Below are 20,301 nucleotides of genomic sequence, written 5' to 3'. Positions count from 1 at the left end.
GTCTATTTATGGCAGCAATAAACAATACCACTCGATTCAGTGACCGTGTAGAAGATTATGTAAAATATCGTCCACATTATCCAAAAGCGATTATACCTTTATTACAAGAAAAATATGGTCTAACATCTGATAAGCACATAGCAGACGTCGGTGCTGGTACGGGCATTTCGTCTAGCTTGTTCCTAGACGCTGGATATCGGGTAACAGCTATCGAACCCAATAAAGAGATGCGTGAAAAAGCGCTTGCCTTGTTGGGAAAAAATCAAAAATTAGACATGATAGATGGCGCTGCCGAGCATACGACCATTGTTGCACATACGATTGATGTTATTGTTGCGGGTCAGGCTTTTCATTGGTTTGATCGAGAAAAAGCGAAAATAGAATTTAAACGGATTTTAAGGAAAGGGGGGAAGGTCGTGCTATTGTGGAATGAACGGCTAACAGCTTCGCCATTTGAGGAAGCCTATGATAGACTTATCATAAAACATGGAGTGGATTATGTGCAGGTAGATCATCGTAATATTGACGAGAACAAAATCCGGAATTTTTTTGAACCCGGAGAGGTTTTATTGGAAATTTTACCTAACTGGCAAATCTTTGATTTTGACGGACTCAAAGGGCGCTTGCTCTCATCATCTTATATACCTACCTATGGATCGGCAGGATATCCTGCCATGATAGCTGATTTAAAGCGATTATTTGACCAATATCAGCAAGAAGGTAAAATCCGTATTAATTACGAAACAAAACTTTTTATAGGCGCATTTCAGCATTAAAATTCATTATAATATATAACACGTTATGGCAAATTTAATTATAGTAAGGCACGGGCAATCGCAGTGGAATCTTGAAAACAGGTTTACCGGATGGAAAGATGTAGATATCACCGCGAAAGGTGAAGAAGAAGCACGCTTAGCAGGACAATTATTAAGAGGAGAAACGTTTGATCGGGCATTCACTTCTACATTGAAGAGGGCCCAACATACGCTTTCTATTATTCTACAGGAAAGTGGCATGGAAAATTTGCCTGTTCTGATTAGCGATGCGCTTAATGAACGGAGCTATGGTGAATTGGAAGGGCTAAATAAGGCCGAAACCGCTGTAAAATATGGAGAAGAGCAGGTTCATCAATGGAGACGGTCTTATGACACTGCGCCACCGGGAGGAGAAAGCTTAAAGGATACTGCTGAAAGAGTCATTGCTTATTTTACAGGACAGGTTGCTCCATTATTAACCGACGGAAAAAATATACTGATTGTAGCACACGGAAATAGCTTGCGAGCTTTAGTCATGTACCTGGAAAAACTCAGTCCCCAAGAAATTGCAGCCTTGGAGATTCCAACCGGAATACCACTTAAGTATGAACTGGAAAAGGATCTAAGTGTTCACGCAAAGCACTATTTAACTGGTTCAATCCATTAATTGTTTGGTTCTGTTTTATGTTACTGAAAATGAGCTTATTCGTAGAATAACATAACTTTAAAATAGGCTTGTTACAAATTGACGAGAAAATGAGAAAATTTTACGAAAACAATTGTTAACAATTCATTAACAATTTTATTTGTCTGTAATACAGTTTATTATGTTTTATTGTTGGCGTTGATGGAATTCTTGTCTTGTAAATGACAAAATTATTACTGTTGTTTGTATTGTGAATGTTACATGAAGGAGTATAAGAGCAGTCACACAATAAAAGAACAATACCTAACAGCTAACATTTAAACTTGATATAATATTTATGGATAAAAATTTACATTATTGCAAATAAGCTAAATCGTTTTATTGTAAAATTAATAAGAACCAATTTTTAACCTGTTGCCTGAAATTTTGTGTCGTTTACTCGGTAATTATTAATTAATCCATTGATGAGTTAATAAAACTCAATGATTCGTTAAGAAAAAACGGAGAGGTTTGCTGTTGTTTTATTTCAGCAAAAACAGCCTAACTATGGTCAAACTTTTTTAGTGATGTAACCTAAATAAATAATTATGCCAAAAAACTTACATGTGAAATGGCTTTATCAAACGATGGCCGTTTTTTATTGTAGCTTTCTTCTAACCTGGAGTGATGGGTATGCCCAAACGGCTCAGGATAGTATTCCTGCGGATAGTACAGAAACAATTACAGATTCTTTACAAGAGAAGCAACCCAAGATTGATTTTACCGATCTTCCGAAGAAAACAGTCGGGGCATCGGTGAAAGAATTGAGTGTGTTTCCAGCTGTTTCCTTACAACAATCATTAAAAGGGCAAGTACCCGGTCTGTACATTCAGGAGTCTTCTGGAGAACCGGGCACCATACAGCAGATGTATATTCGTGGCGTGCCTATGCCCTTGTTTTCTGCCAAAGAAGTATACCAATCACAACCGCTTGTAGTGCTCGATGGGATTCCGCTTATTGGTGAACACCCTTTTGCCTATGATATTCAGCAATATGATTTCAATCGTATTGGTCCGGCCACCAATCTACTGACAAATATCGATATGAATAATATCGCGACCGTAGAAGTGTTAAAAGATATGGCAGGTATGGCATTATACGGGCCTTTGGCCGCTAATGGGGTTATTTTGTTGACAAGCAAACAAGTTTCAAGTAAGCTAGCCATTGATGCACATGCCTACTTTGGTGTGGCACAACGGCCTACAGTAACCACCATTAACGGTGAATATGAAAATAATTTTCGTCGCCAATTTTACGATTTGTATACGGCAACAGGAAAGTACTCCGAAGATGATGTATATCCGCTATATTTAAGTGATTCGCTTAATTTTGATTATTATGGCCCGTCTAACTGGACAGATACCTATTATAAGAATGGTCTTCAGCATGGTGTCACGGCTGATATTTCGGGTGGTGGTGACCGTGCCAATTTCCGCTTTTCGCTAGGTAATTTAAGGCAAGAGGGGATCGCTGATGGTACGGGATTAAACCGGTATAGTGCCATGTTTCATGTCAATATGAAACCCCTTAAATGGTTACTGTTTTCGGCCATGATTAATGGCAACCGACTAGACCGCCAACGTAATCACAATATGCGTGACCGTTTTGCAGAGGTTGGATATTTGCCGGATCTACAAGCACCATTGGCTCCAAATAATGACATATATAGTCGGTATATGCTTCAGTATGATAATGGTTTTGATAACAACTATACCAACATTATAGAAGGGCACGCCAAGTTAGTGGCCGATTTCGATAAGTTTAAATACACGACACAGCTAGTGGTGGATTATAATGAAGGCTATCGGGATATTTTTTATCCTCGTCCGCTATTGGACGGGAATAGCTATGCTTCCAATTATTACGGCTTTAGCCAGCGAATGATTTATGAGAATTTTGGTAGCTACGACTGGAATATCAACGATCATCATCACCTTTACCTGCAAGCAGGGAACATTTTACAATGGGATAGTTATAAGTACAATTATGCTTATGCCTATAAAGGAGTAAATGATTTCATAAAACTCAACTTATTAGAGTCCGATCCAAATAATGATAATTATCTGAATCCTACTGCTTTTCCTAAACAATTGGTTTATAAATTCTTGGATCGTACGAAACAGAATTTAGTTTCTTTTTATGGAAAAGCTTCCTATAAATATGACGCCTATACGGTTTCTTTGCTTTTGCGCACTGACGGATCATCCAATGCACAACCTACCGAGCGGTGGTTATTTACTCCAGCACTTTCCCTAGGTTGGGATATCAAGGAGGCTTCCCTTCAGGAAAACAAAGTCTGGTCTACGCTGAACTTGCGTTTAAACGCAGGCCGACTGGGGCGATTAAATGCCTATGATAACTTTTCCCAAGGACCATCCTATACGGCAGATGTCACGTTTACTGGAAATGTAACCACACCCGGTTATAATGGTATCGCTACCTTAAATCGCCCGTATAACTTTGGTTGGGTGGGTTATGGTATTCCATGGGCCTATACGGATCAATTGGATCTAGGTGTTGATGTCGGACTGTTAAATGATCGAATCACGGCCAGCATAGATGGCTATATTAAGGAAGATAAAAACCAGTTATTGGGTATCCCGGCTTACGCAGAATATGGCTACAGTCGCTCATACGAGCCAGGTATGTCTGTTAGGAATACGGGCGTAGACCTTTTACTGTCAGCAGCAATTTTACCAAAAACTTCCCCAAGAAATTTGGGATGGTCTGCTTCGCTTAATTTGAATTTCAACCAAAATAAATTAACCGCCCTTCCCCGAGGCTTGGAAGAATTAGTGATTGATAATCGCCTGCTACGTGTAGGTGCTCCCATTGATCAGTATTGGTTATTGACTAATGATGGCATGTACCAAGCCGATGAAGAAGTGCCACAGGTTGATGGGGTTGCCCAAACTTATAATGGAATTACCTTGCATGGTGGCGATCCGATATGGCGTGACTTGAATGGTGATAACCGGATCAACGATGAGGATAAATCGCTTCAGGGAAATATATTTCCGAAAGTTGTTGGTGGATTTAATAACCAATTTTCCTATGGCAACTGGTCGTTAGGCCTTAATTTTTACTTTAATCTAGGTCGAAAAATCATCAACGAAGAAATGGCCAACCGCTTTGACTTTGTTAACCGGGAAGGAACGATCAATATGTCATCGGTCAAAGAAATTACCTTCTGGGAAAAACGGGGCGACTATAACAAATATCCCTTATATAATCCTTGGAGTACCGTTATACCCTACCGGAATGAACAGGACCTCTTTTTGGAGAATGGATCTTTCTTGAAATTGCGGACGATATCCTTGGGTTATGATTTGAGTGATTGGCTGAAACAAATGTCGTCCAAAGTAAAACGAATTTATGTTTATGGTACGGTGAACAATGTCTTTACGGTCTCTCCGTATAGCGGGCGTGATCCGGAATTGGTTAATTATACAGGTTATGATGCTGGCTATGGCATGGCTATCCCGCGCACCTATACCCTCGGATTTAAAATGGATTTATAAACCACAAGTTTATCGATATGATCTTTAAAAGTAATATAAGTAAAAACATACTGGTTTTGATGTTTCTTGGTGTGTGGTTGTTTACCGGCTGCAAGAAAATGCTAGACGTTGATTCAACACGCCTGGTGAATGAAGAGCATATGTGGGTCAGTATGGAGGATTCGCGAGCTGCTCTTATTGGGGTATATGGATTAACACGAGCCGCCCTGGCTGATAATAATGCGTATTGGCTTTATGGAGATGTGCGGGCCGGTGAGTTTAAAGCACCTACACGACAAGATCTTAAAGCCATTATCTTTAATGATCTTACAGCATCGTATCCGAGTATGGAGGCATTGACCGATTGGCGCAGATGGTATGCGGTCGTGAATGCCGCCAATATATTTTTGGAAAGAATCCATGAAGTAAAGGAAAATGACGATCGGTATACCGATAATAACATGACGGTAGATATTGCTCAAATACGTTTTTTAAGAGCCTTTGCTTATTTCTATATGGTGCGTATTTGGGGAGATGTACCCTTGATTACCTCTTCCTACGATGGAAATTTTGAAAATAAACCACGCGATAATCAGGATAAAATACTGACCTGGGCCGAACAGGAAATGTTAGCCGCTGCTGTTGATTTGCCCTTTCGTTATAGCTCTGGAGACGAACAGCAGATTGGAAATTATTATAACGAAGATGCGACGCGATGGATGGGCGCATTGGTCAGAAAGACAACGGCATATGCGATGTTAGCACATTTGGCAGCATGGCAAGGTAATTATCCCGAAGCGGCAACCTACAGTAAATTTGTGTTGGAAATGTATCCAGTGGGAGGGCTGGGATATACTGAAACCGATGATCTGACAAATGCCAATGGGTTCTTTTACAATAAACGGGAAAATCAACTGTTTGGTTTCAATTTTGATTGGGGGCATATCGACGCATCGTTTACTGGACACCTCGAAGAATTGACACTAGCCTCCCCGTTAGTAAATAAAAGTGTTCCAGATATTTATCTGACTAAAGATTCTATCTTGTCGGTATTTAACGAGCTCGGCGATGAGCGTTTTAGCCTGGATACATTGGGTAACCCCACAACCGAAAATTATTTCATGAATTTCAATGGTAAGTATCCTATTTTCTCTAAGATTAAATGCATCATGGGTGGTTCTACAGCCGACCCCAACTTCCGGACCTTTTCCAGTGCTATTGTATTGACCCGCCTGGAAGATATAACCTTATTACGGGCAGAAGCATTGGCGGTTTTGGGTGAACGGAGCGGAGCAATAGAAAATTTGAATGTCATACGGGAATTACGCGGACTGGAAAATTTTAATGAAGCTACTGGGGGCAATTTGATCGATGCTATTTTCAAAGAACGAAAAAGAGAACTGATGGGTGAAGGGCAGCGGTGGTATGATTTGGTACGCTATAATCGCATACGAAATAATAACCCTGCTTTCACCAAATTGATCAACGAAGGAGGCATTTACTGGCCAATTAACCGATCACTGCTCTCGCAGAACGATCAATTAGAACAAAATGCATATTGGAAGTAGTATTAAGCGCGATGTATATGAACATATTGAAAAAATCTTTGCTATTCGTTATAAGCTTTTTAAGTCTGTTAACAGCATGTAAAAATGACGATGGATATTATGATCCGGTCATTCCAGATAAAGGGTTTGATGGGGATGTTTATGAATATTTGCAGAGCAAACCGGGTGTTTACGATTCATTACTCAAGGTGGTTGATCGCCTGCAATTGGAAAGTACCTTACGGGATAGTAATATTACACTGTTTGCCTTATCCAATGCAAGCTTTCAGTTAGCGTTAACGAACCTGAATAACTTGCGGAAATTGAATGACCGCCCGAGTGAATACCTTGCCAATATCGATGGGAACCAATTAGACACCATGCTTACGCAATATATTATGCGTGGTAAATATATCTCCGATTCCTTAGCCAAACAGGATGGCTTGCCCTTATACGGGGTGAAATATGGCTACCCAATGCATGCAAGCTTAGTTAAAACGCCTGCTTCGGGATATGTAGATGGTGGGCCAACGGTCATTCAATTCAGCGATACCAAACGAAGCCAGTTTTTGCGGAATTGGGTTTCGACCACTACCGGATCTATCAACCTAGAGACTAAGAACGGAATTATTCATGTGGTGAGTCCGGATCATGTTTTTGGCTTTGGTGATTTTGTAAGCCGGCTAACCTATGTTCCACCTCCACCTAACTTATTTAAGACAATTGGCGGTATCGGTACGGTTTCGAGAGAAAATGGTGGCGGTCCGGATGCCGTGGAAGCATCGAAATATGCCTTTGACGGCAATCCCGAGACAAAATTCTTGATTGGTGGTATGGGAACTGTTTGGTTACAGTTTGAACTGAATGAGGCAGCAGCAGCAAATGCATATACCATTACGTCGGCAAATGACTTTGAAGATCGGGATCCGATAGACTGGACGTTGAGCGGCTCCAACGACGGAGAGAACTGGACATTCTTAGATTCAAAGGCGGGTGAAATTTTCGAACAACGTTTTCAAACCCGGGTATTCCGAATCTCCAATAAGGTGGCCTATAAGTATTACCGTCTGAATATTATTCGGGCAAAAAGCGGAGACGTTATGCAAATGGCCGATTGGAGTGTCAATAAAGAAGAAGCTGAAACTGTTGCAAAATAAAAGATACCATCACATATGGATAATCTAACATTAATAAAACAAAATAGATCGAAAGCCAAATATGCTATACTAGGCATAAGCCTGGCATTGTTCGGTCTGCAAAGTTGCCAAAAGGTGTATGACTTACCGGATGAGCAGGAATTTTTGAGTCCGAACATCAATTATCCTAACCAGGTTTTTGAACCCATTATTGGACGTACAACCGAACTGGGATCACCAAATACGGATAATTCGACCAAACCGTTAACTTTTGAAATTGTAAATGCCCGCTATGGAGATGGGCGGCCGGTAACCGATATTTTCCAAGTGCGTCCAACCTATGTATGGACTGGTGAATACACGGGCTTGGAAACCACCTTGGAAGAAATTGAGGCGAAACGTAAAATAGAGGAAAGACCAATGTTCGAGGTGTTGGAATCGGGCAAGTTTGTGCTCTGGGGATCTTCCAGCAACGATCTGATCGAGCCTCGACCAACTGATAGTAGTAATCTGGTACAGGATCGTCGGTATTTTGATTTAAAAATCAGTAATGTGGGGGGAGAAACCATTATTAAGGACTTTCAGCTCATTCCTTGGCGCGAATTGCCCTATGAACCTAATAATGATATTGATCCTTATACCGGAGGGGTGGCTCGAGATCCAAAAGATCCGCGCAATCCGAACAAAAGAGATTATATACTACCGTCGAATTTCGATAATATCATTGGTGCCCAGAGCAATCTTAATTTGGCAAACAATGATAAACAAAAAGACATAGTGGTGTATATACGTCCGTTTGAAGGAGGAAATGGCCATAACTTGCGCTTCGCCTTCATGGGCCCTGATTCTACCTTGATCGACCCGGCGAAGTTCAATGAAACCAGATGGGATGAACTGGTGCACGGTTTTAATCGAGTGAATACATCCGAATACGTGCAATACGATGTTGCTTATCCTATTCCTTTGACTACCGTAACAACAGACTATGCTTCTGGAGGGAGCGCGCATGTCGAATTTTCTTACTATCGGCTGGGTTTTAACAGTGTCCGTACTACAGCACATCTAGGGTTCAATTTTAAAATTTTCAGGGAAGGTGATTGGGAAGTTGTTTTTCACTTCCGGAGAGAGCTGCCAAAATTTGAGGACGAATATTAGTACAGGAATATATGAAAAATTTTACACCTTATATACGCTTGCAGATTGGTAGACAACAGAAAACGTTGTCGGCAAAAGCAGGATTGTTGTTTATTGTTTTCATCTTGTTAAGCGGAACGTTTATGAAAATATCTGCGCAACAACAGGTCTCTGGTGTTGTTTACGATGAGAAAAAAATTACCATACCGGGGGTGACGGTCATCAGTGGTAAACCACCGAGAGCCTTGGCTTCTACTAACGCTAGGGGAGAATTTCGGGTTAATGTACCGGAAGGAGCTACTTTGGTTTTCAAATTTATGGGATATATAGAGAAGCACGTCACCTTGAAAGCCGGTCAGACTACTCTATCCGTAACCATGCAAGAAGATCAGAGTGCCTTGGAAGAGGTGGTGGTGCGGGGCTACGTAACACGGTCTAAGCAACTAAGTACTGGATCATCGTATACGATAGGGGGTGATGAAGTACAAGACGTGCCCGTGGCTAACGTGGAACAATTATTACAGGGGAAAGTACCCGGGATGAATATTCAAGTCAATACTGGTGCCCCCGGTTTCCGTGGTTCGACGCAAATCAGGGGTTTGTCTACCATTACGGTAACGGGAAATGGCAGTGAATCCTTTTTACAGCCTACCTCGCCGTTGTATGTTATTGATGGGGTCCCTTTGGATGCCGATGGAGCCGCCGAATATGGCTTTCAACAACAGGGACCAGGAGTAAGTCCGCTTTCCATGATTCCGCAGGAAGATATTGCCAGTATTGAAATCCTGAAAGACGCACAGGCTACGTCTTTATATGGCTCTATGGCTGCTTATGGGGCAATCATTATTACCACCAAACGTGGAAATTCAGAAATTCCCCGCGTCAGGTATACCAATAATACCTTCGTGAAAACACCACCTGCTTTACGGCCTACCTTGGGTGGTAATTTGGAACGTCAATTGAAAATTCGCCAAATCCTCGAAAATGCGATGGGACAGGGTGATTTGGATAGATTGATCCAAACACCTTATTTAGTGGATAGCTTAAATGCTTATTATAACAATTCAACCGATTGGCAGTCTTTATATTACCGTACAACCTGGAATCAGAGTCATAATATTGCCATTGATGGTGGCAATCCTATGTTTAATTATAAGGCTAATTTGGGTTATTATACTGAGAAAGGTGTAATTGAAAATACGGGCTTTGATCGTTATACGGCGAACTTACGCATGGAATACGCTCCCAATGATAAGTTTAAATTTACCGGACAGGTTAATGCCCAATTGGGTAAGCAGAATAAGGGTGATGGGAATGGGCTGTTGCAAACCGGGATTTCAGAGGGTGGAAAGTCGTCTACTTTGCTTCCTCCTCCCTCTTTTTACCAGGCTGATGCAACGTATGTCGCTTCTTTGCGTACCAAAAATGATAATGATAAACGGACTATTCGGCCGGTAGTGGAGGTATCGTATAGCTTTTTACCCGGACTTAGAGCCACCACCTTTTTTAGTTACGAGTTCAATTCGTCTAATGAAGATACCTTTACACCAGCGGCGGCGAACAACCAATTTGCTCAAGTGTATACCTTTAACGGTCGGGAATCTAATTTATATAGCCGTACCAACTTAACCTATGCCAAGACTTTTGGCGATGATCATAGTATCTTTATCAATGCCTTTAATGAAATCCGTAAAGGTGATCGCCAAAATTCTATTACCCGACAAGAGCGTACACCAAATGACCAATTTCAAGGTCCTTTAGGCTTTGATGGATATAATTCCAGAGGGGGAGGCGTGTTGACCAATTTCTTGGATGAAAGAGCTGTTTCTTTTGCCTTGGCTACTTCCTATGATTACCAAAAGAAATATGTGGTCGATCTTTCTTATCGCATGGATGGCTCATCTGGTAATGGTTTCGATAACCTTTATTCTAAGAACCCGGCCATTGGTCTACGTTGGAATTTTAATAAAGAGGCATTTCTGGAAAATTTGAGTTGGTTAGATCAGGGAGCCTTGCGTTTGAGCTGGGGGGTCAATGTAATCCCAACCGGATCATTGGAACGTATATATGGTAAGTACGATATTACCGGTAATTATAACGGACAGCAGGGAATCGGGTTGAATTTCGATCAGATTCCTAACCCGAACCTAAAACCAACCACCACCACTCAATATAACTTAGGTTTAGATTTTACATTATTCAATAATAAGATCGATGTTATTTACGATACTTATTATAAAAAGGTAGATAACTTACTTTTTGATGAGGGGTTATCGAATACATCGGCCTTTGGCAAATTGATCAGTAACGATGCTGGTATTGTCAATTATGGACACGAATTATCCTTTACCATCCGTCCATTGAATCCGAGCAGCCGCTTTAACTTAATGTTTACGGTAAATGGTGCATATAACCGCGATATTTTGATGAAATTACCTGATCACTACGGTGGACAGTTTATTCGTTGGGAATACGATAGCGGTAATAAGAACACCTATTTACAGCACAACGTGTTCCGTGTGGGTACACCTACGCTTTCCAACTATATCTTTATTAATGAAGGGGTATATGCTACCGATAACGATGTGCCAATCAATCCGGCAACGGGCTTGCGTTACAGTGTAAACGGAATACCTTTCCGCGCGGGTGATCCAATTATTAAGGATCTGAATGGCGATTATATCTTAGACCAGAACGATTATGCACGTACTGGAAACGCCTCACCGCTTTTCACCGGAGGGCTTGCAGTAAATTTGACTTATAACCAACGTTGGGGATTGAATATCAATGCATCTTATACCGCCAAACGGACCATTTTAAATAATGCTTTGGCGGATCGCTTAAACCTAATGGCCGATCCTTTCGGTACCGCTCATAAATATGTAGTTGTTCCCTTAACCGATTTGAATATGTGGATGAAACCCGGAGATATTGCTAAATACCCTTACGCGTATGATTACAGTCGGATCGGCACCATCAATCCTTTCCGTTATGATCAAACGCTGTGGGCGGAAGATGGATCTTATTTGAAAATAAATAATGTGGTGCTTTCTTATACATTCGATAAAAAGTTGGTCCGTAGCTGGGGTTTCAATAATCTCAGGGTCTATATATCAATGGACAACCTCTACACGTTTACCGGCTATTCCGGCCCTAATCCAGAGAATGTAACCAGTATGGGACGTGATATATCGGAAGGGTATCCTGTTCCGCGTACTTATAATGTTGGATGTAATATTGAATTTTAAACCGACAGGCATGAAAACGATGAAGATCATAAAAAAGATAACGAAATCGATCGTAATCTTGATCGTGTTGACCAGTGCGTCTGCATGTAAAGATTACCTGAATATTCAGCCGGTAGATCGGCTTACAGGAAATAATTTTTATCAGAATAAAGACGATGTAGAAGCGAATATAGCGAATATGTACAGCCGCTTCTTCGAAAAAATCAATGAGAGTTGGGTGATCGGTGCCATTGGGGAAGCACGAACCGGTGAGATTTTCGTGTCACCAAATGCAAATGGTTACAACTCCAGGAAGGCTATTGAAGCTTTGGGAAGAAATGAGCTGATTACAGCGATGACCGTACAAGACTATGTGGATCGGTATCATTTTGAAAATATTACGAATTGGACCACCTATTATCAGGTTATCCAGACGGCCAATATTCTGATTGATAAATTAAATGAAGGTATTCCTGCTTTAGGTGACTCGGATACCCGTCGGTATCTGGCAGAAGCTACGTTTATTCGCTGCTTTACGTATTTCTGGATGGTACGTTTGTATGGAGATGTGGTCTATTATACAGAACCATATGAGTCAGACCCCTTGCCTCGGGAAGATATGGTGTCGGTATTGAATAAATGTATAGCTGATTTGGAAAGCCAAAAGGACAATAGCCCTTGGACATTGTCTGATGTCGCCCAGCGGGGTGCACGAGCGAGCCGCGGTAGTATCATAGCCCTGCTCATGCACATGAACATGTGGAATGCCGGCTTCGATCAAAGTCATAGTGAAGGTTATTACCGTAAGGTTGCGGCACTGGGGCAGGAGTTGGTTAATAGTGGGGCTTATCGCCTCTTGCCTATGGACGATGATAACTGGGCTTTGGTGACCAAGGGGCGCTCTGAGGAAAGTTTGTTCGAATTCTATCGTAGTATCAATTACGACGACGATGTATCTAATTTGGCGCCATTTGGTGATCATTTTCTCCGTTGGCCTTATAAATTTCCCAGGTATGACGCCCAAATAAGCATTTGCTATTATACTGCCGATTATATGGAAAAAATATTTCCTTCCAGTGAGGCGGATAAACGGAAAGACATCTGGTTTGAAGAAATGTTGGCTAACGATGGGCAGTTCGTTGCCCGAAAATTCGGTCTGAATGTCTATGCTTCTGGAAATGAAAATAAGAATCCCGACAATACTTTTCTGATTTTCCGTTATGCTGATGCTATTCTGCTATGGTCTGAAGCATTGGCAAATTTGGGAGAAGATGGCAGTGCAACTGATGCGCTCAATATCATTAGGAAAAGAGCCGGGGCTTCGGATGTGACCGGCTTAACCGGTACAGCATTAAAAGATGCCATTTTTATGGAACGTTGCCGTGAACTATTTGGCGAAGGCCACCGGTATTTTGACCTCGTGCGTACCCGACGTATTTTAAACTCCTCTTGGGTTGCGCATCCACTTAATCAAGATCAGTTTACTCGTAGGGCATGGACGTGGCCAATCAATAATAGTGCATTGACCAATAATCCGTATATGGTATTGAACCAATATTGGTTGCCTGGAGGAGGTGGAAATTAATGGTGTTGTTTAACGCTAAAAATGAAAAGATAATGAAGCAAAGAAACATAACATCCTTTAAACAGCTAGGTATAGGGCTGTTGTTGGTTACGCTTTTATGGGGCGCATGTAAAAGAGACGAATATTACACCGATGGCGGATTGGCCAATCCGCATTTTGAAGGTACGATATTACAATATTTAGACTCTAAACCCATGCAATTCGATACCATAGCAGAGATTGTACGTTTGGCAGGCCTGGAAGAAACATTCAATAACGAAGAGTTTACATTTTTTTGCCCAAGCGATCGTGATATCAAAGATTTGATTAGCGACTACCGTCATGATGGAGTGAATAAAAAACTGTACGAGTTAAATCGCGATACGATTAAAACGCTTGGAGATGTCGATTCACTCATTTGGCGAAAATATCTTTTACGCTATATGTTTAGGGGAAGAAACGTCCTGGCCGACTATCCGCAAATCGATCCCGATTTATCGAATGTGTATCCAGGACAGAATTATTATGCTTACGATAATTCCATTTCTAAAATTGGCGTCTTCTATAACGATGCGGTGAGCAGCGATGGAAAGTCAGTCTTGAAATACATGGGATATCGGCAACTGTTCATTTATTATATCCCCAATTTGTCGTATCCCGATATGACCATTGAAAATAGAGTAGCATCGTCTGACATCCAACCCACCAATGGGGTAGTCCATGTGCTGGATTATACTAGGGGTAGTTTTGGTTTTGATAGTGGCGAAGTTATCGATGACATCGTACAAAGTAAACGCTAGCGTTTGGATTAAGGTTTTAAAAAAAAAGAAAATAGTATGCGATCAAGTGTCTACCAGTTTGGATTATATGCCTCCGTTTGGTGCTTCTTGTTGCTTTCATGCAGCAAAAATGCGGAACAATTCAGTGAGCCCTATCCGGAAGGAAAAGCCCCTTTGGGTATTGTTATAGACCGTGCACAGCTACCCACTCCAACAGCTGGAACTCCTGGAACAACGGTAAAGGTAGCAGCCACGGGCCTGCTGCCGTACAAAGATGAACTCATATTCCGGTTTAACGGTGAAGAAGCAGAGATTAAAGAGGTAACCGAAAGTGAAATCTCCGTTATTGTTCCCGAGTTTGCCAGTACAGGAGTAACCTCTATCTCGGTAGGTGATGTGGTTACCTTTGGCCCTGAATTTACGGTAAATGGTAAAATCAGAATTGACCCTACCTTTACGGCTTTGCAGGGTACGAACGATGCAGTGGGGCAGATCTACTTTACTAATGATGAAAAAATGATGGTTATAGGCGGGTTTACGAACTATAATAATAAAGGAGTGGTGCGCCCTATTAATCGTATTGCCCGCGCTTTCTTAGATGGGACCTATGATGCCGGCCTGCGCTCAGGATTGGGTGCAAACGGGTATTTGAGTGCTATTATAGAGGTCAACAATAAGTTTTATATTGGCGGTACATTTTCCGGTTATGCCCAACGAAGCAGCAATATCAGTAATTTAACCATGCTGAATAACAATGGCAGCATCGATACGATGGGAATCCATACCTGGCGTAGGCCAGACCAAGCCGATACCATTCAGTATTTCCCGCGTTTCAATGCTGGATTTCATGGAGGAAGTGTATACCGTGTATATAATCAAAATAATAAATTATTGGTTACCGGATCATTCCGTTATTACGTTAGCCGACAATACGATAAACCCAATAAATTGGAAACCAGGGATACGATTATTATTGATAGTACTGAAGTACGGCAATTTGCACGGCTGAACTTAGACGGAACCTTGGATAAAACCTATCGCTTTAACCAGGGAACTAATAAAAGTTTGGTCGGGGCTAATGGAAACACCGACACGTATTATCATACGGAGGGTGCCCAGAAGGGAAAAATGTTGGTGTTTGGTAATTTTAGCCAGTTTGATAGCCAGCCGGCAGGTTACATATTGCGGCTGAATGCTGACGGAACGATCGACCCAACGTTCAATGCTGGCGGAGCAGGCTTTGATTATGAAGTGTATTGGTCATCGTACAATGCCACAACACATAAATATGTCGTTTGTGGAAATTTCCGCACATACAATGGGAAGTCGAAGCTCTCCATGGCGATGCTCAATGAGGATGGATCATTAGATGACACTTTTGTGCCGCGGATCTTGGAGAATGGTTTGCCCCGCTTTATCAAACAACTCAACGACGGACTCATTGTGGTCAGTGGTTATTTTAATAAATACGATGGAAAAACGCGTAACCGCTTTATGGTGTTGAACCCAGATGGTAGCTTGGCAGCCGGATACAATGCAATCGGAACGTTTAATGGAGATCTTTATGACGTTTATGAAACGAGATCAGAGGATAATAAGCCGGCGTTACTGCTCATTGGCGATTTTACACAATTTAACGGCCAATATTATTATAACATGATCCGAGTGTTGATTGAAGAATAAATTAAAACGGCATTTGCCATTAAATAATATAATCTGATGAGAACAGAGAGAATAGTTGCTAAACTAAAGAAGATGTTACCACATTTGGGATTAGTAGGCCTGTTTGCCGGTCTATTGGTGGTATCCTGTCAACAAGAATTTGACAAAACGATTCCGGATACGGCTAACAATGATTCGGTAAACGTAACCTATGGCCAGCCAAAAGTGCTCTATGTCGTGGTGGACGGTATGCGGGGGCAATCCGTACAAAACTTGGCACCCCCTCATATCACCAGTTTACTGAACCATGCCATTTATTCTTGGGTATCGCTGGGCGATGCGGAAACCGCCAAACCGGGTGCCAATTGGGCCAGTCTATTTACCGGAGTAAGTAAAACGAAACACGGTGTATTAGATAATGATTTTAGTAATAACCATTTTGATATCTATCCGCTGATCTATAAACGCATTAAGGCCTTAGACTCCGCAATGAACATCCAAGTGTTTACGACCTCACAGGTCTTTAAAGATCATCTAACGGATGATACCGATGCAAGTGAATTGTTAGCGAATGATGAGGCCGTCAAATCAGCCGTAAAAACAGCATTGGGCGATGAAAATGCCGGTTTTATTACAGCTCATTTCAGTAACCCCAATGCTGTAGGGGCCAGTGTAGGTTATGACGAAACAAAGCCCGCTTATAAAGAAGCCGTATTGGCCTTCGATAACGAACTTGGGGAGATGTTGGAGGCGCTAGAAGCCCGTCCGACGTATAATCAGGAAAATTGGTTGGTTGTTGTGACCTCTAGTATCGGAGGAAGTTACCCAATAACGAATGATGATAATACCGTGTTTAGTAATCCTGTGGCTAATACGTTTACCATCTTTAGCGCTGCACGGTACAGAACCCGATACATTAGTAAACCGTTTGTAGGTAACAGGCTGCGTGGTGATTTTGTCCAATTTCAAGGCCAGCGCCGGGCAATATTGGAACCAGATGCAGAAGGAACAGATAATAACGCTTTATATGATTTAGATAGCAGCGCCTTTACTATTGAACTCAAGATCAAGAAAAATAAACGGATCAAAAATATTTATCCCTGTGTGTTAGGAAAGCGCCCGGAATGGTCGTCAGGCTGGCCTTCCAATGGATGGGTGATTTTTTTGGAAAATGATTTCTGGCAGTTTAATGCGCGCGGTACAGGAGATGGTAATCAAGTGAAAGGCGGGGTGTTGGCCGATGCAAGCTGGAGCAGTGTGGCGGTTGTAGGGGTTATTCGTGATGGTGAACGTTATATTCGAACGTTTACTAATGGTGCCTTTAATAATGAAACAAACATTCAGGGGTGGGGCAATCTAAATGCAGATGCTCCCTTATCAATAGGTTATATCCAGGGACAAGGACATGGTGAAGGGGATGTTTATGTGGCAGATATCCGAATATGGAAGGCCGCTTTACCCGATGATGTGATAGCCCAATATGCTTGTGAAACCACAATCGATGAGAATCATCCTTATTATAGTTATTTGGCTGGTTACTGGCCGGTAGCAGGTGATACAGACGGTATCATTCGCGATGAAGGACCTTTTGGTAGCCATTTAACCATGACTTCTGATGATTTTTCTTACAATGAAATTAACGATTATCTATGCGCACCGACTACAGAAGATTTGGGACAATCAGTGCCACGTTCTTTTGATGTGCCCACACAGATTTTTACCTGGTTAAAAATTGCACGCCAAGAAAGCTGGCAGTTGGATGGCCGTACCTGGCTGGATCAATAAATGGAATAGATACGTAAAGCATGGATCTTTAATAAGAGCAGATATGAATAAAGCAAATAAACATTGGAAACATTTTTCTATAATGGCTCTCTGTGCGATTGGAATAATTGCGTGTAAGAAAGAAGGCTTAGACAATTTTTCCTTGACAGATAATGTGACTACGATGGTATCGGCGGGAGACATCGCCGGAGAGATGACCAAGAATAGCGATGAAGTCACTATTCCGGTAAAGGTGACCTTGGCACATCCTGCAACGAAGGCCTTTCAGGTAGGTTTGCAGCTCAATACAGATACCGTACCCCGTTTAATAGAAGAGGAGAGTTTAACCGACGTATATGCCGTCAATACAGAGAGTATTATCGTTCCTAATGCGGTTAATGTGGCCTATGGCGCGAGTGAGGCTAGTTTTGAGATCAGGGTATCCATCTCTGAACTGGAGAAATATTTTGGTCATGATGTTGCTTTGGCATATGACCTGACCGACCCAGGAAAAGGAAATACGCTTGATCAAAAAACAAAAGTGATTGTGTTCAATACAGAAGATATATTAAAGCAGGAAGAGATACATTATGTGTCGATTACCAATGGTGGAGGTGGTATCATTGAGGCAAGCAGAAGGAAAAATTATAGCGTAACTTCTGCGGGAATCAGTATACCCTTAGGTATTAGTTTGGCAGGTACACCAGGCAATTTCTTTGAAGTGAGCACGGAAGTAGATGAAGACACCGTCGCTACCTTAGTGAAAAATGGTACGTTGCCAAAAAACACGATCGCATTGGCTACCAATCAGTTTGAATTAAAAGATACTTATCAGGTAGGTAGCAACCTTAGCCAAGCCGATATGAATGTGATTATACCTTGGTCCAGTATTGAAGAACATGCGGATCATACGCTTGCTATTGTGGTGAAGTTAACGGCAACGAGCAGGCACGTATTGGATACCGAAAAAAATCATGTGGTAGTTGTTATTCAGCCCAACATGGTCATGGAAAGGGATGTCACCGACCTCGGTACCCTAACGGTGGATCATGATAATGGTGGTGGACCAGATGCAGGGGAGGGGTCTAACAAACTGGTAGACGGAAATTACTCCAGTAAATTCTTCCAACCCGATTTTAGAGCAAACAGTTGGTTCCAGCTGGCTTTTGACGAAGCGCAATTTATTGGAGCATATACCATTACTTCAGGAAATGATGCCGCAGATCGGGATATGAAAGATTGGAATTTGCAGGGATCTGACGATGGAGAAAACTGGGAAACCTTGGATACCCGATCGGGAGAAACGTTCGCAACGCGGAACTTGACGGTACGTTACGATTTTGATGCTACGCATGCCTATAAGTATTTCCGCTTAAACGTGACCGACAACAATGGCAGCGGAGTCATACAGGTTTCGGAATGGCGATTGATTCAAGTCCCATAAAGGAGTAATGATGTGCTTAAGGTTAATATGAAATCGATTTAAATGGCAATTATGAAAATAAAATGGAATAAATTATGCATGTTTGGTTCTTTGATGGCCGTGCTCTATGTAGGGTGTAAAGACGATAAAAAAGAAGTGCCCGAACCCGAGGAACCGAAACCAACGGCAGCTTTTACCTATAAGCAGGTGGCAGACGACGACCCTTTTACTTTCGCTTTCACCAATCAGGCCACGAACTTTAACGTGGTTCGGTGGGAATTTGGTGATGATAGCAGTTCGGTCGAAACTTCACCAGAGCATACGTTCTTGAAAACAGGAACATTTACAGTTATGATGCGCGCCGAAAACGGCCAGCAGTACTGGGCACAGCGGGAAAATATTATTAAGATCAATCCAGATTCATTGATGGAAATGGATCCACATCGAAAGGGTAACGGAACCTTGGATATCGGTATCTTGACGGGTGTAAACTTGAGCGAGGTAAAATGGTATAGCGGTGAGGTGGCTACAGGTGAACCTCTTTCGACAGAACGCCAAATCAATATACCAGTAGAGGCTGGGAAATTTGAGAATTATACTCTGCAAGGGAAAACACCTAAAGGCTCTGTATTGCAAATAACCCGGTTATTGACGAATCTAGGCTTGGTGCGTGATGCAACAGATAATGGTGTGCTCTCTGTATCACGTGATAATGATGGCGGACCAGATGCTGGTGAAGGATCCAAGAAATTGGTGGATGGTGATAGGAATAGCAAGTTTTTGCAATTTAATTATGCAGGCGACTTATGGTTTCAGTTAGAGTTCTATGATCCGGTCATTTTAGGAGGGTATACATTTACCTCTGGTAATGATGCTCCTGAAAGAGATCCATTGGATTGGCGTTTGGAAGCCTCAACGGATGGGGAAACCTGGGATGTATTGGACGAAAGGACAGGAGAGAAATTTGATAGCCGTAATTTCACGAGAACATTTATTTTTGAAAATACGAAGGCATATAACCTCTATCGGATGTATGTGACCAAGCTCAACGGTGCTGGTTTGTTCCAAATGTCTGAATGGCGCGTGCTTTCATTACCGCAGGATTAATTGCTGAGCAATAGATAA

At 41.9% G+C, this 20,301-nt stretch carries 13 protein-coding genes; all 13 read left to right on the top strand.

Features of this window, described 5'->3' with window-relative positions:
- Nucleotides 1-8 precede the first annotated feature (8 nt).
- The 13 genes from ABD930_RS20750 to ABD930_RS20690 all read left to right on the top strand — a co-directional run bounded on the left by ABD930_RS20750 (nt 9) and on the right by ABD930_RS20690 (nt 20,283).
- Nucleotides 9-776 carry a class I SAM-dependent methyltransferase gene (locus tag ABD930_RS20750; protein ID WP_345235003.1) on the top strand — a complete coding sequence of 256 codons (768 nt, stop codon included), beginning with the start codon at nt 9-11 and terminating at the stop codon, nt 774-776.
- Nucleotides 777-801: 25 nt separating this feature from the next.
- A complete protein-coding gene (locus ABD930_RS20745; protein WP_345235001.1) occupies nt 802-1,422 on the top strand; it encodes a 2,3-bisphosphoglycerate-dependent phosphoglycerate mutase in 621 nt (206 codons plus the stop codon).
- Between the two features lie 566 nt (nt 1,423-1,988).
- The gene (locus tag ABD930_RS20740) at nt 1,989-4,961 is read left to right on the top strand and encodes a SusC/RagA family TonB-linked outer membrane protein (RefSeq protein WP_345234999.1); all 2,973 of its coding nucleotides are present in this window, start codon (nt 1,989-1,991) and stop codon (nt 4,959-4,961) included.
- A gap of 98 nt (nt 4,962-5,059) precedes the next feature.
- Complete coding sequence (locus ABD930_RS20735; RefSeq protein WP_345234996.1) at nt 5,060-6,508, top strand: RagB/SusD family nutrient uptake outer membrane protein; 1,449 nt, start codon at nt 5,060-5,062, stop codon at nt 6,506-6,508.
- A 17-nt stretch (nt 6,509-6,525) separates the two neighbouring features.
- Nucleotides 6,526-7,644, top strand: a complete 1,119-nt coding sequence (locus ABD930_RS20730; RefSeq protein WP_345234994.1) for a discoidin domain-containing protein — start codon at nt 6,526-6,528, stop codon at nt 7,642-7,644.
- 15 nt (nt 7,645-7,659) lie between these two features.
- Nucleotides 7,660-8,778 (top strand): DUF5007 domain-containing protein, encoded by a 1,119-nt coding sequence (locus tag ABD930_RS20725; RefSeq protein WP_345234992.1) that lies wholly within the window; start codon nt 7,660-7,662, stop codon nt 8,776-8,778.
- 11 nt (nt 8,779-8,789) lie between these two features.
- The gene (locus ABD930_RS20720; protein ID WP_345234990.1) at nt 8,790-12,005 is read left to right on the top strand and encodes a SusC/RagA family TonB-linked outer membrane protein; all 3,216 of its coding nucleotides are present in this window, start codon (nt 8,790-8,792) and stop codon (nt 12,003-12,005) included.
- A gap of 10 nt (nt 12,006-12,015) precedes the next feature.
- The gene (locus tag ABD930_RS20715) at nt 12,016-13,569 is read left to right on the top strand and encodes a RagB/SusD family nutrient uptake outer membrane protein (RefSeq protein ID WP_345234988.1); all 1,554 of its coding nucleotides are present in this window, start codon (nt 12,016-12,018) and stop codon (nt 13,567-13,569) included.
- 32 nt (nt 13,570-13,601) lie between these two features.
- A complete protein-coding gene (locus ABD930_RS20710; protein ID WP_345234986.1) occupies nt 13,602-14,348 on the top strand; it encodes a fasciclin domain-containing protein in 747 nt (248 codons plus the stop codon).
- Between the two features lie 36 nt (nt 14,349-14,384).
- Nucleotides 14,385-16,010, top strand: a complete 1,626-nt coding sequence (locus ABD930_RS20705; RefSeq protein ID WP_345234984.1) for a DUF5008 domain-containing protein — start codon at nt 14,385-14,387, stop codon at nt 16,008-16,010.
- 36 nt (nt 16,011-16,046) lie between these two features.
- Complete coding sequence (locus tag ABD930_RS20700; RefSeq protein ID WP_345234981.1) at nt 16,047-17,774, top strand: alkaline phosphatase family protein; 1,728 nt, start codon at nt 16,047-16,049, stop codon at nt 17,772-17,774.
- Between the two features lie 43 nt (nt 17,775-17,817).
- Nucleotides 17,818-19,197 (top strand): discoidin domain-containing protein, encoded by a 1,380-nt coding sequence (locus ABD930_RS20695; protein ID WP_345234979.1) that lies wholly within the window; start codon nt 17,818-17,820, stop codon nt 19,195-19,197.
- Between the two features lie 51 nt (nt 19,198-19,248).
- Complete coding sequence (locus tag ABD930_RS20690) at nt 19,249-20,283, top strand: PKD domain-containing protein (RefSeq protein ID WP_345234977.1); 1,035 nt, start codon at nt 19,249-19,251, stop codon at nt 20,281-20,283.
- Nucleotides 20,284-20,301: the final 18 nt, after the last annotated feature.

The sequence above is a fragment of the Olivibacter ginsenosidimutans genome (assembly GCF_039542865.1).
Taxonomy (GTDB): Bacteria; Bacteroidota; Bacteroidia; order Sphingobacteriales; family Sphingobacteriaceae; genus Olivibacter; species Olivibacter ginsenosidimutans.
This window is presented reverse-complemented; position numbering and strand designations above follow the sequence as displayed.